Origin of the sequence: Pseudomonas eucalypticola (assembly GCF_013374995.1) — a bacterium.
GTDB lineage: Bacteria > Pseudomonadota > Gammaproteobacteria > Pseudomonadales > Pseudomonadaceae > Aquipseudomonas > Aquipseudomonas eucalypticola.
The window spans coordinates 357,382-370,923 of record NZ_CP056030.1 but is presented as its reverse complement, the minus strand read 5'-3'; the positions used below and the strand labels follow the sequence as shown (position 1 = coordinate 370,923).

The following is a 13,542-nucleotide window of genomic DNA, read 5'->3' as shown; positions in this document are numbered from 1 at the left end:
CCGTCTATCGCGCCTTGCTGCGTCAAACCCTGTCCATTTATCGGGTAACTGATCATGAAGCGTCTGCTTTCCCTGTTGTGTGTATTGGCTGGTTTTCATCTTTCCATCGCGGCGGCCGATGCGCCTTCCGCCCAGCAAACCACCCAGGCGTTCTACGCCTGGTACCTCAAGCGCCTGAACGATGACAAGGTGCCCTTGAATGACAATCCGCAGCAAATGCAGCAGTACGTGGCCGACAGCCTGATCAAGGCCATCGACAAGCAGGCCAAGAGCGAGGACGGGCTGGATGAGGACTACTTCATCAAGTCCCAGGACATCGACGACAGCTGGCTGACCCACATCCAGGTCACCGAAACCGCGACCAAGGGCGCTACCGCCCAGGAAAACGTGGTGCTGGGCACGACTCAGGACAACAGCCAGGTCTTGAAGGTGACCTTGGGCAAGGACAAGGACGCCTGGAAGATCACCGCGGTAGAAGTGGTACCGACCGAGCAATAACCCCAATAGGGCCTCAACGCCCCGTAGCAGCGGACCCGGCCGCGTCCAAGCCACCGCGCGGCCCCAGGCACTCCGCCTGAAGCCAGCCAACACTCAGTGCTGATCGTCGACCTGGTAGTGCTTGAAAGACTTCACCACGGCATCGAAGGCCTGTTCGTCGGCCTGCTGGTTCGTGGCATCGGTCTGCAGCCACAGGGTGTAGTTGATGCCAGAGTCGGCGCCAGTGCTGCGGTATTCGACGATGGCGCGGTGCAGGTAACTGCCATCCTTCCATTGCGCCTGCTCGGCAGGCTGCGAATCCAGCACCACGGGCTGGCGCTGCACACTGGCGGGGTCCACGTCCGATAGCTCGCTGTCCATCAGTGCCTTGGTGCTGCCAAGTTCCGCGGCGTCGTAGCTGGCGTTGACGGCGATCTCGCGGTCCCCGCCCAGGGGAATCAGCACGCCATCATCGGTAGCATTGCCCTGGTAGACGTCCGCCACCCCTGGCATCACACCGAAACCGAACATCACATTCTGATATTCTGCCCGACCACTGTTTTTGATCAGGCCGTCTACCCTTTGTTGTTCTGCCGCGCTGAGGGTAACGACGTCTGGTGCGCCGACGCTGATAGCAGCTGCCAATAGCAAGCCGGTGGCAGCCGACAGGCGGGTGGGCCAGCAAGCGAGGATTCGCGGCATGACAGCAACGTCCTGTAGTAAATATCCGCCGATAGTAACCCAAGGCTCGCGGAACGAAACCTGGCTGTCGTAACCTAATGGCGTTGCGCGAGCATCCTTGTTCAGATAGATACAACCCGGGCGGCCCAAAGGCGCGTGCCACGGGCTTGAAGGAATACCGGTAACCATGACCGCCCCATCGACCGCCCAGGATTTATCCCCCCGGCCAAGCGCCCCCTTGGTCAGCATCGTGGCGCCTTGTTACAACGCGGAAAAATACCTGGAAAGCTCGCTGCGCAGCATTTTTGCCCAGGATTACCCCAATTTCGAAGTGATCATCGTTGACGACGGTTCCACCGACAACAGCGTACAGATGCTCACGGCCTTGCAGCAGACCTATGATTTCCAGCTCTACACCCAGCCCAACCAGGGCGTCAGCGCCGCGCTGAACCATGGCCTGCGCCATGCCCGTGGGGTGTACGTGGCAACCCCCGACCTGGACGACATCATGCTGCCCGAGTCGGTGCGGGTACGCGCCGAATACCTGGACAAGCACCCGAACGTGGGCTGCGTGGGCGCGCTGATCATCTACATGGACCGCGACGGCAACGATATCAAGCAGCAACGCGTACGCGGCCTGCGTTGCCTGAAGCTGGACGAGATCATCAGCGGCGCCATCGTGATGGGCGCGCCGGTATCCCTCTACCGCATGGCCGCGCTGCAGAAAGCCGGCTTCTACGACCCGGCCATCAAGGTGCAGGACCTGCAGATTACCCTGCGCGTCGCCAGCCACGGCTACGAGGTACACCAGTTGCCCGTGCACGTGACTCGCTACCGCCGCCACCCGCAGAACCTGTCGCGGCGCTACCGCACGCTGCTGGAGGCCGACTTGTTGGCCCTGGCGCCATACCAGGCACACCCGGGCTACCCACTGGGGCGGGCAGTCACTATCAACAAGGCGTTGAAATACGCGGTGAAGGCGGACAAGAAAGAGGCATGGCGCCTGTTGCGTTCCATTCCGCTGCGCTATTGGAACGCGGTGACGTTGCGGCGGCTCAAGAGCCTACTGCTGAGCCACCGCAACCCACGCTGATCCGAATGAGACAACGATGAACCTGTTCGAAAAGCTCAGAACAAGAAAACAGCTCAAGCAAGTGCGCACCTTGGAAAAACTGCAGCGCGGCCAGGCGAAGTTGCAGTTGCGCTACCCAAAGTATGAAATCGGCGCGGCCAGCTACGGTAAACCTGAGGTGGTCGAGTTCGGTGATGACACCACGTTCAGGGTGGGCGCCTACTCGTCCATCGCCGAAGAGGTAACAGTGCTGTTGGGCGGTGGCCACCGCACCGACTGGGTCACGTGCTTCCCCTTCCCGGCCTTCGTCGATGGGCTGGAAGACGCTGGCGACTACAAACCCACCAAGGGCGACGTGGTCATCGGCAGCGATTGCTGGATTTGCCGCGGGGTAATGATTCTTTCCGGCGTGACCATCGGCCATGGCGCCGTGGTTGGCGCGGGCGCAGTGGTTACCCGCGATGTACCGCCTTATGCGGTAGTGGGTGGCAACCCGTGCCGCTTCATCCGCTGGCGGTTCGAGGAAGACGTGCGCGAGCGCCTGCTGGCCAGCGCCTGGTGGGACTGGCCCTACGAGGAAGTGAAGGCCGCGGCGCGGCACTTGTGCAGTAATGACATCGAAGCCTTCCTGGCGCTGGCCGAAGCCAGAAACAGCAAGCCCCGCTGAGTGCGGGGCTTGCTGGCATCACGCGTAGGACAACCGGATCAGAAAATGTTGATCGGGTAGTCGACGAATACGCGTACTTCGTTACCGCTGACGTTGTAAGCGCTGACGTTGTCAGACACACGCAGGATGGAGCTGCGCAGGCGCACGGTCAGGTCCTTGACCGGACCTTGCTGAACCACGTACTGGAACTGGTTGAAGATTTCGCGCTCGGTACCGCCGGTTTCGTCGCCTGCGGTGATGTTGTCACCCCGCACGTACGCCACCTTGTAGGTCAGGCCAGGGATGCCATAGGCACCGAAGTCCAGGCCGTAGGCCAGTTGCCAGGAGCGCTCATCCTGACCGTTGAAGTCCGACCAGTAGGAGTTGGTCAGGTAGATGGAGGTACCACCGTCACCCACGCCGCCGCCACGCTGGTAGCCACCGTAGTTGTAGCCGGTGCTGCCGGTGCTGCGCTGGTGCGCGACCATGAACGAGTGCGGGCCCACGGCGTAGGTAGCCGCCAGGCTCCAGATGGTGTTGCTGCTGCCATCGAGCTCAGCCTTGGTGACCTGCTTCTGGTCCAGTTCGGTCTTGTAACCGTTGAAATCAAACGTCAGCGACTGGTCTTTCTGCAGCGGCAATACGTAGGTCGCGCCCAGGTATTGCTTCTTGCCGACGTTTTCGATGGTGGTGCCGTACAGCGACGCCTTGAACTGGTCGTTGAAGGCGTAGCTGCCGCCATACACGTTCAGGCTTTTCAGTTCGCCGCTGTCACGACCTTCGGCGCTCTTCTGCGCTTCTTCGGTGAAGTGACCCACGTTCAGCTCCAGGCCCTTGATCTCTTTGGAGGTGATCAGGGTACCGGTGTAGCTTTCCGGCAACAGGCGGCTGTTGTCGTAGCTCAGCACAGGCAGCGAGGGCATCTGGTCACCGTACTTGAGCACGGTGTTGGAGAAGCGGAACTTGACCGCCGCGCCAGCGCGGGCCAGGTCGCTTGCAGGCTCCCCACTATCGCCACGGCGGAAGAAGTCGATGCCACCGGCGCCGCTGCGGCTGGTGTTCTGGTCCAGGTTCTTGGCGTACAGGCCGAAGGCATCGACGCCCACGCCCACGGTGCCTTGGGTGAAGCCAGAGGTGAAGGTGCCGATGAAGGCCTGGCCCCATTCAGCCTTGTCCTTGTTGCCGTCTTTGTAGTCGCGATTGATGTAGGCGTTGCGCGCCAGCACCGACAGGTGGCTGTCTTCGACAAAGCCCTTGGCATCGTCTTGGTCGCTGGCGAAGGCTTGGGTGGCGCTCATCAAGCCCAGGGCGATCAGACCGATACGGTTATTCAACATCTTGTTTTCCTTATTGCTGGTTAAGACGCCGCCCAGCCGTTTCCCCGACGTTAAACGCAAAGGCCCGCGTGCAGAATTGCAACGCGGGCCTTCTCGAATACTGGACAGGTGGCGGATAGCCACAGGCGTTGGGCGGAATCCTAGCGGCGGCCCGGCTTGGGTGTCAATTTACAAGGTGTTCGCAGCTTATAACCAAAAGTGCGCAGGAAGGGATTTGAGCAGAAGGGAGGCTCCATGCCTCTGGGACGCGGCGTCGTGACCGCTGCTAGTGGTGGAACGAACCCAGCAAGGCTTCAAGCTCTGCCTGCGTGAGCAACCCCGCGGGGTAGCGCTCGGCAAGCACCTGAACTGGGTCATGCTTCTGGACCTTGATACTGCCATTGCATTTCAACCATTGCGCCAACCGCTGCAGGGTCTCGGCAGATGGATGCGAAGCCGGCTCACTCATTACGTTCATGGCGACACCTGTTTTCCCGGTTTCGTGAGCGGCAAAGTTACCCACGCTTTATGACAGTACGACAGACACGTACGGCCATTTAAGCCACTGATTACGATACAAAACCTGTGCCACGGGATAGCAAGATGTCCGAACCGGTACAAAAAACCCGTCAGCTGACGGGTTCTTCATTTGACACTGCGATCAGGCCTTCACAGGGGCCGGCTGCTGTTGTGTCAGGCAATGGATATTGCCACCACCCAAAAGCATCTCCCGGCCAGGAATCATGATCACTTCATGATCGGGGAAAATACCCTGCAAAATTGCCTTGGCTTCGGCATCTTTCGGGTCGTTGAAGCTCGGCGCGATGATGCCGCCGTTCACGATCAGGAAGTTTACGTACGAGCCTGCCAGGCGCACGGAGGGGTTTCGCTCCTGGCTGCCAGCCACCAGATCCACGCCTGCGCATTCGTCTTCGGTTGCATACAAAGGCCCAGGAATGGGCATCTTGTGCACTACAATGGTGCGACCACGTGCATCCTGGGTCGCCTCCAACACCGCAAGTGCGGCCCGGCAGCGAGCGTAGTTGGGGTCTTTGGAATCATCGGTCCAGGCCAGTAACACTTCGCCTGGGCGCACGTAACAGCAGAAATTGTCGACATGGCCGTCGGTTTCGTCGTTGTACAGGCCATCAGGCAGCCAGATGATCTTGTCCACGGCCAGGTGGTCGCTCAATACCGCTTCGATCTGCTCGCGCGTCAGGTGCGGATTGCGGTTGCGGTTGAGCAGGCACTCTTCGGTGGTCACCAGGGTCCCTTCACCGTCGACATGGATAGAGCCACCTTCCAGCACGAAACCTTCCGTGTGGTAACGGGCGCAACGCTCTATTTCCAGCACCTTGCTGGCCAGTTGCTCGTCACGGTTCCACGGCGCATACAGGCCGCCGTCGAAGCCACCCCAGGCGTTGAAGCCCCAGTCCACGCCCCGCACTTCACCTTGGTCGTTGATGACGAAGGTAGGCCCGGTATCGCGCACCCAGGCATCGTCATTGCTGATTTCCACCACACGGATGTTCGGTGCGTCCAGGCGGGCGCGGGCGTTGTCGTATTGGGCAGCTGACACGGCGACGGTGACCGGCTGGAAACGCGCGATGGCCTTGGCCAATGTCACGTGGTCGGCCTGCACGGGCTTGCCGCCCAGGCGCCAGTTGTCGGGGCGCTCTGGCCACACCAGCCACACTTGGGTCTGCGGGGCCCATTCGGCGGGCATGTGAAAGCCGTCGGCGCGTGGGGTAGTTGTCAAAGTGGTCATGGTTGTTCAGGACTCCAGGGAACCATCGAGAGTTTTAAGGGCACCATACAGGTTCGGGCGACGGTCACGGAAGGTGCCCCAGGCGCTGCGGGTATGCTCCAGTGCGTCCAGGTCGAAGCTGTGCACCAGCACGCCTTCTTCGGTCCGGTTCAGCTCCTGGACCTTTTCCCCGAATTGGTTGGCGATGAAAGAGCTGCCATAGAAGGTAATGTCGTAGCCGGCCTGCGCCTCGTTGCCGATACGGTTGCTGGCCACCAGCGGCATCAGGTTGGCGCCGGCATGGCCTTGCTGCACGCGCTGCCAGTGGTCGCGCGAGCTGATGGTCTGGTCATGGGGCTCGCTGCCGATGGCAGTCGGGTAGAAGAGTATTTCCGCGCCTTGCAGCGCCATGCTGCGGGCGCATTCGGGGAACCACTGATCCCAGCAGATACCCACGCCGATTTTCGCGTAGCGGGTTTGCCATACCTTGAAGCCGGTATCGCCGGGGTTGAAGTAATACTTTTCATGGTAACCGGGGCCGTCAGGGATATGGCTCTTGCGGTAGACGCCCAGGTTGCGGCCATCCGCGTCGATGATGGCGATGCTGTTGAAGCGTGCCCGGCCTGCCAGTTCGAAGTAGCTGATGGGCAGCACCACCTGCAATTCACGGGCGATCGCCTGGAAATGCTCGATGGCCGCGTTCGTTTCGGTAGGCGTGGCCAGCTGCAGATAGTCCGGGTTCGGCTTCTGGCAGAAGTACGGGGTTTCGAACAGCTCCTGGATCAGGATGATCTGCGCGCCTTTGGCCGCAGCCTCGCGCACCAGTTTTTCGGCGGTGGCCAGGTTGGCTTGACGATCCCACGAACAGGCCATCTGGGTGGCGGCGACGGTGACGATACGGCTCATGAACAATCTCCTCAGCAAGAAAGACCGATAAATATCCGGAATGCTTTATAGCCGATATTTATCTGCCTTGGAAGCGGAGGCACGCCCTGAACGAAAGATAGCGCCGCTGTATTCCTGAGCAATGGCATTGGCACAGCTAGAAAATCGCTGACAGGCTAGCGCCTGCCGAGCGAGCATTTAACCGATAATAATCTGCTTTAGATATCTTCGCAGAGCACCTTGTCCACGCAGTCGACAAAGAAGTCCACGCTCTGGCGCGTGGTGACCATCGGCGGCTTGATCTTGAGAATGTTGAGGTAATCCCCCGTCGGCTGCATGAAGATACCCAACTCACGCAGCCGCTGGCACAGCAGCGCGGTTTCTTCCGTGGCCGGCTCCAGGGTATCGCGGTTGCGCACCAGTTCCAGGCCCAGGTAAAAGCCGGACCCGTGCACCGCACCCACCAGCGGGTGCCGGGCGGCCAATGCCTGCAGGCGAGCCTTGAAATGCCCGCCCACCTCGCGGGCGTTGTCCCACAACCGCTCTTCGTCCATCACGTCCAGCACCGCCATGCCTACCTGGCAGCTGACCGGGCTGCCACCGGCCGAGGAAAAGAAATAGCCCTCGGCCTCGAGCGCCTCGGCAATTTCGCGGCGGGTGATGACCGCGCCCAGTGGCTGGCCGTTGCCCATGCCCTTGGCCATGGTGATGATATCGGGCACCACGCCCTGCTCTTCGAACCCCCAGAAATACTCACCCAGACGGCCGTAGCCCACCTGCACTTCATCGGCGATGCACACACCCCCCAGGGCACGGACCCTGGCGTATACCTGTTCCAGGTAGCCGGGCGGCAGCGCGATCCCACCGGCGTTGCCGTAGACCGGCTCGCAGATGAAGCCCGCTACCTGGCGATGCTGCGCGACGAGGCTCGCCAGCGTTTGTTCGACATCACGCACATAGCCTGCGGCGCTGTCCGGGCCACGGAAGGCGCCGCGGTAGGTATTGGGCGCCGTGACCGGGTGCACCCAGTCCGGGCGGGTGCTCAGGGCTTGCGGGTTGTCGGCGATGGACGTGGAAATGGCATCGGTGGCTACCGACCAGCCATGGTAAGCCTCGAGCACGCTGAGCATGTCGCGCCCGCCGCTGGCCGCCCAGGCCAGGCGAATGGCCAGGTCGTTGGCCTCGGTGCCGCTGTTGACCAGGAACACCCGGTCGAACCCCGGCGGGGCCAGCGCCAGCAGGCGCTCGGAAAATTCGACGATACCCGCGTAATGAAACCGGGAGTTGGTGTTGAGCAGCGACCACTGCCGCGCTGCCACGGCGGCCATGCGCGGGTGGCCGTGGCCCAGTACGGCGACATTGTTGAGCATGTCCAGGTAGGAACGGCCCTGCATGTCGATCAAATGGTTGCGCCAGCCACGCTCGACCTGGGGCGGCGCCTCATAATAGTGCTTCTGGGAGCGGGCGAAACTGGCTTCACGGCGCGCCAGCAAAGCCTGGGGATCAGCCAGCGCGGGCGCATCGCAATCGAACCCCAACAAGGGCCGCGGCGAGGGGCACAGCGCCAGCCACGCGGCCGACCTGGAAGGCGAAGCGAATAACGGCGGGCTGATTTCCTCGGCACGGCATAGCTGTACCAGCAAGGCGCCACTGCTGGTGCCCAGGCCCTGGCCGGCCGCCAGCGGTGTGTCGGCGGCCAGTTCGCTTTCCACGCCCCACAGGTGCAGGCTGACCCCGTCACCCACCAACCACAGCCCGGCATCGGCGGTGCGACGCAGCACACCGGGGAACGGCGCCTGCACCCGTGCGCCGGCCGGCACGCTCAATTCGACATGCAGGGCACAGGTTTCGGGTTCCGTGGCGCAGTCGATGCGCGTGCGCGACAGCCGGTACTGACCGTACAGCGAGCTGCCCTGGGCGTGGGCGCCAAGCAAGCGCTCATCGATACCGGGCTGCTGCCAGTTGCCATCGATGAAGTGTTCACTCAACACGCCAAGGTCGACCGTCTGAAACGCAGTGGCGTCCAGGTCCGGCAACAAGGGCAGGCAACCGGCCAGATCCACAGGCTGCAGCGGCTGGCCCACAGCTTGCAGGATGGCGGCCTCCATCAGGTCGAGCGGCACGCAGGTTGCCACGTCGAATATCTGCCACTCGTGGGCGATGTTATCGCCGATGTAATCATTGCCAGGCGCCACGCTCAGTTGCTGCTCGCTGCTGAGCACCAGCACCGCGGCCCTTGCGACCACCAATGGCCAAAGGGCCAGCGCCTCGGCGCGGGCCAGGGGATTGCGGGCGTGATAGGCGCTGATGGCCGGCAAGATGGCGAAAGGGTCGCCACCGACGTGGTGCAGCAATGCCGCGCAGGTCACGCTGAGGTCGGCCACGCGCCACGTGCGAACCAGGTCGCCGAAGTCGATCAGGCCATTGAGCTGCCAGCGACGCTGCGCATCGCGATGCCATACGCTGTTGTCATCGGTGATATCCAGGTGCACCGCCTGGCTGGGCAAGTCGTGCGCCACGGCCGCCAAGCGCTCCAGGGCTTGAGCGGCGGCGTCGGCGACCTGGCTGCGCCGCTCTGCGTCGGCGAGTACCGGCAACAGCTGGGCTACCATCGCGTGGGCATGGCGTGGGTCCCACTGGAGCACCCGGTCGAGGCCCGGGTGGTCGAAGTCGGCCAGGGCATCATCGACCTCCGCGCAAAGCCGGCCCATATTCGCCAGCATGGGGGCACTAAAATGAAGTACACGGGTCAGAGGCTGGCCCTCGATGTAATCGAGCAGGCGTAACTTGATAGCCTGTCCGTCGACGGTGTCGCTCAACAGGTCCGCGCCGCTGCATGCCACCCGCACATCCGGGGCTGGCAGCCCCTTGGCCCGTAAGTGTCCGAGCGCTGCATGCTGGGCCTGAAGCTCAGGGGTGGCGTATTCGCCATGGCAGATCTTGAGCACGAAGCGTCGATCACCGGTATCGAGCAGAAAGTTGAGGTCCTGCTGGCTACCCAAGGGCGTCAATGTCCCGCGCAGACCGTAGTGAACCTGCACCAATGCCTGCGCTTGGGCAATACTCACGGCAGGGCTGGGCTGGCACGACCTGTGAATCAATGTGGCGAGCGACATTGCGGCAATCTCTTGTGGTTTTTGCTGCCATATATCGCCATCGACCCGCAAGTTGCGCAAGTCGATGACCAAGATTTATCGCTTCGTGTTTTTTTGTGACTGTTTGTCAAAGAATCGAGCTTGCGCCAGGGCAATACTTACCCACAAGCTATGCTCCAACCGCTCACTGTCAGTTTATGGAAGAAGGCAAATCGACATGCGAATTCTGATCACCGGAGGTGCCGGCTTCATTGGCTCTGCCCTCGTTCGCCATTTGATTGAAAACACCGAGCATGAGGTGCTCAACCTCGACAAGCTGACCTATGCAGGCAACCTGGAATCGCTGACCAGCATCGCCAGCAACAGCCGCTACGAGTTCGTCCAGGCAGATATCGTCGACCAGGCCAAGGTCAGCGCCATCCTGGAGCGGTTCGAACCCCATGCCATCATGCACCTGGCAGCCGAATCCCATGTAGACCGGTCCATTGACGGGCCGTCCGACTTCATCCAGACCAACATCGTCGGCACCTACAGCCTGCTGGAGGCCACGCGTGCCTACTGGGCCAAGCTGCCCGCGGCGGAAAAGGAAGCCTTCCGCTTCCACCACATTTCCACCGACGAAGTGTATGGCGACCTGCACGGCGTGGATGACCTGTTCACCGAAACCACCCCGTATGCGCCCAGCTCGCCGTACTCGGCCAGCAAGGCGGCGTCCGACCACCTGGTACGCGCGTGGCAACGCACCTACGGGTTGCCGGTGCTGGTCACCAACTGCTCGAACAACTACGGGCCGTTCCACTTCCCGGAAAAACTCATTCCGCTGGTGATTCTCAACGCCCTCAAAGGCAAGCCACTGCCGGTGTACGGCGACGGCAAGCAGGTACGCGACTGGCTGTTCGTGGAAGACCACGCCCGCGCCCTGTTCAAGGTGGTGACCGAAGGCCAGGTAGGTGAGACCTACAACATCGGCGGCCACAACGAGCAGCAGAACATCGAAGTGGTACGCAGCATCTGCGCACTGCTGGACGAATTGGCACCCCAGCACCCTGCCGGCATCAGCACTTATGCCGAGCTGATTACCTTCGTCAAGGACCGCCCGGGCCACGACCTGCGCTACGCCATCGACGCCAGCAAGATCGAGCGTGAACTGGGCTGGGTGCCGGCGGAAACCTTCCAGAGCGGCCTGCGCAAGACCGTTCAGTGGTACCTGGACAACCAGGAATGGTGCCAGCGCGTGCAGGATGGCAGTTATCAGGGCGAACGCCTGGGCAATACCGAACCAAAGGATCTGATCGCATGAGCAAGGGTATCGTACTGGCCGGCGGTTCCGGCACGCGTCTGCACCCCATCACCTTGGGGGTTTCCAAGCAACTGCTGCCCATCTACGACAAACCGATGATCTACTACCCGGTCTCGGTGCTGATGCTGGCAGGCATCCGTGAAATCCTATTGATCTCCACCCCCGCCGACCTGCCGCAGTACCGCCAGCTGCTGGGCGACGGCAGCCAGTTCGGGGTGAATATCAGCTATGCCGAGCAGCCTTCCCCGGATGGCTTGGCCCAGGCATTCCTGATCGGCGAGGAGTTCATCGGCAACGACCCGGTGTGCCTGATCCTGGGCGACAACATCTTCCATGGCCAGCACTTCAGCGAGCAACTGCAACGGGCCGCCAGCCAGCCCAAGGGCGCTACCGTGTTCGGCTACTGGGTCAAAGACCCGGAACGCTTCGGCGTGATCGACTTCGACGAAAATGGCAAAGCATTGTCCATCGAGGAAAAACCTGCCGAGCCCAAGTCCAGCTACGCGGTTACCGGTTTGTATTTCTACGACAACGACGTGGTGCAGATCGCCAAGGACGTCAAGCCGTCGGCCCGTGGCGAGTACGAAATCACCGACGTCAACAATGCCTACCTCGAGCGGGGCGACCTGCACGTCGAGCGCTTCGGCCGCGGCTTCGCCTGGCTCGACACCGGCACCCATGACAGCCTGCTCGAAGCCTCCCAGTACGTGCAGACCATCGAGCACCGCCAGGGCCTGAAGGTTGCCTGCCTGGAAGAGATTGCCTACCAGAATGGCTGGATCGACCGGGAACAATTGCTGGTGCGCGCCAAGGCCTTTGGCAAGACTGGCTATGGCCAATACCTGTTCAGTATCGCGGGGGAAACCCGATGAATGTAATCGCCAGCGAAATACCTGAAGTGCTCATCATCGAGCCCAAGGTATTTGGTGACGAACGTGGTTTCTTCTACGAAAGCTTCAACGCCAAGGCTTTTGAACAAGCTACCGGTATTACCGACGCGTTCGTCCAGGACAACCATTCACGCTCGCAGAAGGGCGTGTTGCGCGGCCTGCATTATCAAATCGAAAACGCCCAGGGCAAGCTGGTGCGGGTCACCGCCGGGGAAGTGCTGGACATTGCCGTGGATATCCGCCGCAGCTCGCCCACCTTCGGCAAATGGGTAGGGGTGCGCCTCAGCGCGCAGAACAGCCGTCAACTCTGGGTGCCCAAGGGCTTTGCCCATGGTTTTGTGGTGCTGAGCGACTATGCTGAGTTCCTGTACAAGACTACCGACTACTACACCCCTTCTGCCGAACGCTGCATCCGTTGGAACGACGAGACACTGAACATCGACTGGGAGCTGCAGGAAGCGCCCCAGTTGTCGGCCAAGGACCAGCAAGGCAAATCCCTGCAAGAGGCTGACCTGTTCCCATGAGCCAGAAAATCCTCATCAGCGGCCAGTTCGGCCAGGTGTCGCGCGAGCTGCAGCAACGCCTGGGCGCCCTTGGCGAGCTGCATGTGCTGGGCCGCGACCAGTTGGACCTGGCGCAGCCCGAAGGCATCCGCGAGGTGGTGCGCAGGCTGCGCCCGACCCTGATCATCAATGCCGCCGCCCACACGGCGGTCGATCAGGCCGAAACCGAGGAAGACCTGGCATTTGCCATCAACGGCATCGCCCCCGGTATTTTTGCCGAGGAAGCGGCTGCGCTGGACATCCCGCTGATCCACTACTCCACTGACTACGTGTTCGACGGTCGCAAGGAGGGTGCCTACAACGAGGATGACGAACCCAACCCGCTCGGGGTGTACGGTCGCAGCAAGTTGCAGGGCGAGCGAGCCGTGCGAGCCGTGGGTGGCAAGCACCTTATCCTGCGCACCAGCTGGGTATATTCCCTGCACGGGCGCAACTTCCTGCTGACCATGCAGCGCCTGCTGCAGGAAAAGCCGGAATTGCGCGTGGTGGCCGACCAGATCGGCGCGCCCACCTGGGCGGGTACCATCGCCGGCACCACCCAGGCGTTGGTCGAGCACTGGCTCGCTGGCCAGGCAGGGCCCTGGGGCACCTACCACCTGACCGCCAAGGGCGAAACCTCGTGGTTCGGCTTTGCCCAGGAAATCGGCAAGCACCTGCTGGCGCAGGACAAACCCTGCGCCACGCTGGAGCCCATCCCTTCCAGTGCCTACCCGACCCCGGCCGTTCGCCCGCTGAACTCGCGCCTGGATTGCAGCCGCCTGGAACAGCAGTGGAACGTACACCTGCCCAACTGGCGAGACGCGTTGATCGAGTGCCTGGCACCCCTGGCATGACGCATAATGCGCCGGATACCTTCCGGCGCATTGGCTT

Annotated in this window: 13 protein-coding genes; 7 read left to right on the top strand and 6 right to left on the bottom strand. The window is 61.8% G+C overall.

The window, feature by feature from the left end; translation table 11 throughout:
- Nucleotides 1-54 precede the first annotated feature (54 nt).
- On the top strand, nt 55-498 hold the full coding sequence (locus HWQ56_RS01775; protein ID WP_158156221.1) for a DUF3828 domain-containing protein: 444 nt from the start codon (nt 55-57) through the stop codon (nt 496-498).
- Between the two features lie 93 nt (nt 499-591).
- On the opposite strand, the gene HWQ56_RS01770 is transcribed toward HWQ56_RS01775, so the two are convergent.
- A complete protein-coding gene (locus tag HWQ56_RS01770) occupies nt 592-1,179 on the bottom strand; it encodes a hypothetical protein (RefSeq protein ID WP_158156219.1) in 588 nt (195 codons plus the stop codon).
- A 166-nt stretch (nt 1,180-1,345) separates the two neighbouring features.
- Between HWQ56_RS01770 and HWQ56_RS01765 the strand changes: the two genes are divergently transcribed.
- Both HWQ56_RS01765 and HWQ56_RS01760 read left to right on the top strand, forming a co-directional pair.
- Entirely contained in the window at nt 1,346-2,251 is a 906-nt protein-coding gene (locus HWQ56_RS01765; protein ID WP_158156217.1) for a glycosyltransferase family 2 protein, read from the top strand.
- 16 nt (nt 2,252-2,267) lie between these two features.
- Nucleotides 2,268-2,897 carry a CatB-related O-acetyltransferase gene (locus HWQ56_RS01760; RefSeq protein ID WP_158156215.1) on the top strand — a complete coding sequence of 210 codons (630 nt, stop codon included), beginning with the start codon at nt 2,268-2,270 and terminating at the stop codon, nt 2,895-2,897.
- 38 nt (nt 2,898-2,935) lie between these two features.
- Here HWQ56_RS01760 and HWQ56_RS01755 read toward each other — a convergent pair whose 3' ends face one another.
- The 5 genes from HWQ56_RS01755 to HWQ56_RS01735 form a co-directional block, all read right to left on the bottom strand.
- Nucleotides 2,936-4,213 (bottom strand): OprD family porin, encoded by a 1,278-nt coding sequence (locus HWQ56_RS01755; RefSeq protein WP_158156212.1) that lies wholly within the window; start codon nt 4,211-4,213, stop codon nt 2,936-2,938.
- 265 nt (nt 4,214-4,478) lie between these two features.
- Nucleotides 4,479-4,670 (bottom strand): hypothetical protein, encoded by a 192-nt coding sequence (locus HWQ56_RS01750; protein WP_158156210.1) that lies wholly within the window; start codon nt 4,668-4,670, stop codon nt 4,479-4,481.
- A gap of 183 nt (nt 4,671-4,853) precedes the next feature.
- Entirely contained in the window at nt 4,854-5,960 is a 1,107-nt protein-coding gene (aguA, locus tag HWQ56_RS01745) for an agmatine deiminase (protein ID WP_158156208.1), read from the bottom strand.
- A gap of 6 nt (nt 5,961-5,966) precedes the next feature.
- Nucleotides 5,967-6,845, bottom strand: a complete 879-nt coding sequence (gene aguB, locus HWQ56_RS01740; protein WP_176569642.1) for an N-carbamoylputrescine amidase — start codon at nt 6,843-6,845, stop codon at nt 5,967-5,969.
- Nucleotides 6,846-7,042: 197 nt separating this feature from the next.
- Nucleotides 7,043-9,940, bottom strand: a complete 2,898-nt coding sequence (locus HWQ56_RS01735) for an aminotransferase (protein ID WP_176569641.1) — start codon at nt 9,938-9,940, stop codon at nt 7,043-7,045.
- Between the two features lie 196 nt (nt 9,941-10,136).
- Here HWQ56_RS01735 and rfbB point away from each other — a divergent pair, with 196 nt between their 5' ends.
- From rfbB to rfbD, 4 genes are read left to right on the top strand one after another with little or no spacing between them, the layout of a single operon-like run.
- Nucleotides 10,137-11,219 (top strand): dTDP-glucose 4,6-dehydratase, encoded by a 1,083-nt coding sequence (gene rfbB, locus HWQ56_RS01730; RefSeq protein ID WP_158156202.1) that lies wholly within the window; start codon nt 10,137-10,139, stop codon nt 11,217-11,219.
- A complete protein-coding gene (gene rfbA / locus HWQ56_RS01725; RefSeq protein WP_158156200.1) occupies nt 11,216-12,091 on the top strand; it encodes a glucose-1-phosphate thymidylyltransferase RfbA in 876 nt (291 codons plus the stop codon). Before rfbB ends, rfbA begins: the two co-directional genes overlap by 4 nt.
- Entirely contained in the window at nt 12,088-12,633 is a 546-nt protein-coding gene (gene rfbC, locus HWQ56_RS01720; protein ID WP_176569640.1) for a dTDP-4-dehydrorhamnose 3,5-epimerase, read from the top strand. Before rfbA ends, rfbC begins: the two co-directional genes overlap by 4 nt.
- Nucleotides 12,630-13,505 carry a dTDP-4-dehydrorhamnose reductase gene (gene rfbD, locus HWQ56_RS01715; protein WP_158156196.1) on the top strand — a complete coding sequence of 292 codons (876 nt, stop codon included), beginning with the start codon at nt 12,630-12,632 and terminating at the stop codon, nt 13,503-13,505. Before rfbC ends, rfbD begins: the two co-directional genes overlap by 4 nt.
- Nucleotides 13,506-13,542 lie beyond the last annotated feature (37 nt).

What these genes read in the sequence shown, in the direction of transcription:
- HWQ56_RS01775 (WP_158156221.1), top strand. Translation starts at nt 55, where the DNA reads ATGAAGCGTCTGCTTTCCCTGTTGTGTGTATTGGCTGGTTTTCATCTT.
- HWQ56_RS01770 (WP_158156219.1), bottom strand. Translation starts at nt 1,179, where the DNA reads ATGCCGCGAATCCTCGCTTGCTGGCCCACCCGCCTGTCGGCTGCCACC.
- HWQ56_RS01765 (WP_158156217.1), top strand. Translation starts at nt 1,346, where the DNA reads ATGACCGCCCCATCGACCGCCCAGGATTTATCCCCCCGGCCAAGCGCC.
- HWQ56_RS01760 (WP_158156215.1), top strand. Translation starts at nt 2,268, where the DNA reads ATGAACCTGTTCGAAAAGCTCAGAACAAGAAAACAGCTCAAGCAAGTG.
- HWQ56_RS01755 (WP_158156212.1), bottom strand. Translation starts at nt 4,213, where the DNA reads ATGTTGAATAACCGTATCGGTCTGATCGCCCTGGGCTTGATGAGCGCC.
- HWQ56_RS01750 (WP_158156210.1), bottom strand. Translation starts at nt 4,670, where the DNA reads ATGAACGTAATGAGTGAGCCGGCTTCGCATCCATCTGCCGAGACCCTG.
- aguA (WP_158156208.1), bottom strand. Translation starts at nt 5,960, where the DNA reads ATGACCACTTTGACAACTACCCCACGCGCCGACGGCTTTCACATGCCC.
- aguB (WP_176569642.1), bottom strand. Translation starts at nt 6,845, where the DNA reads ATGAGCCGTATCGTCACCGTCGCCGCCACCCAGATGGCCTGTTCGTGG.
- HWQ56_RS01735 (WP_176569641.1), bottom strand. Translation starts at nt 9,940, where the DNA reads ATGTCGCTCGCCACATTGATTCACAGGTCGTGCCAGCCCAGCCCTGCC.
- rfbB (WP_158156202.1), top strand. Translation starts at nt 10,137, where the DNA reads ATGCGAATTCTGATCACCGGAGGTGCCGGCTTCATTGGCTCTGCCCTC.
- rfbA (WP_158156200.1), top strand. Translation starts at nt 11,216, where the DNA reads ATGAGCAAGGGTATCGTACTGGCCGGCGGTTCCGGCACGCGTCTGCAC.
- rfbC (WP_176569640.1), top strand. Translation starts at nt 12,088, where the DNA reads ATGAATGTAATCGCCAGCGAAATACCTGAAGTGCTCATCATCGAGCCC.
- rfbD (WP_158156196.1), top strand. Translation starts at nt 12,630, where the DNA reads ATGAGCCAGAAAATCCTCATCAGCGGCCAGTTCGGCCAGGTGTCGCGC.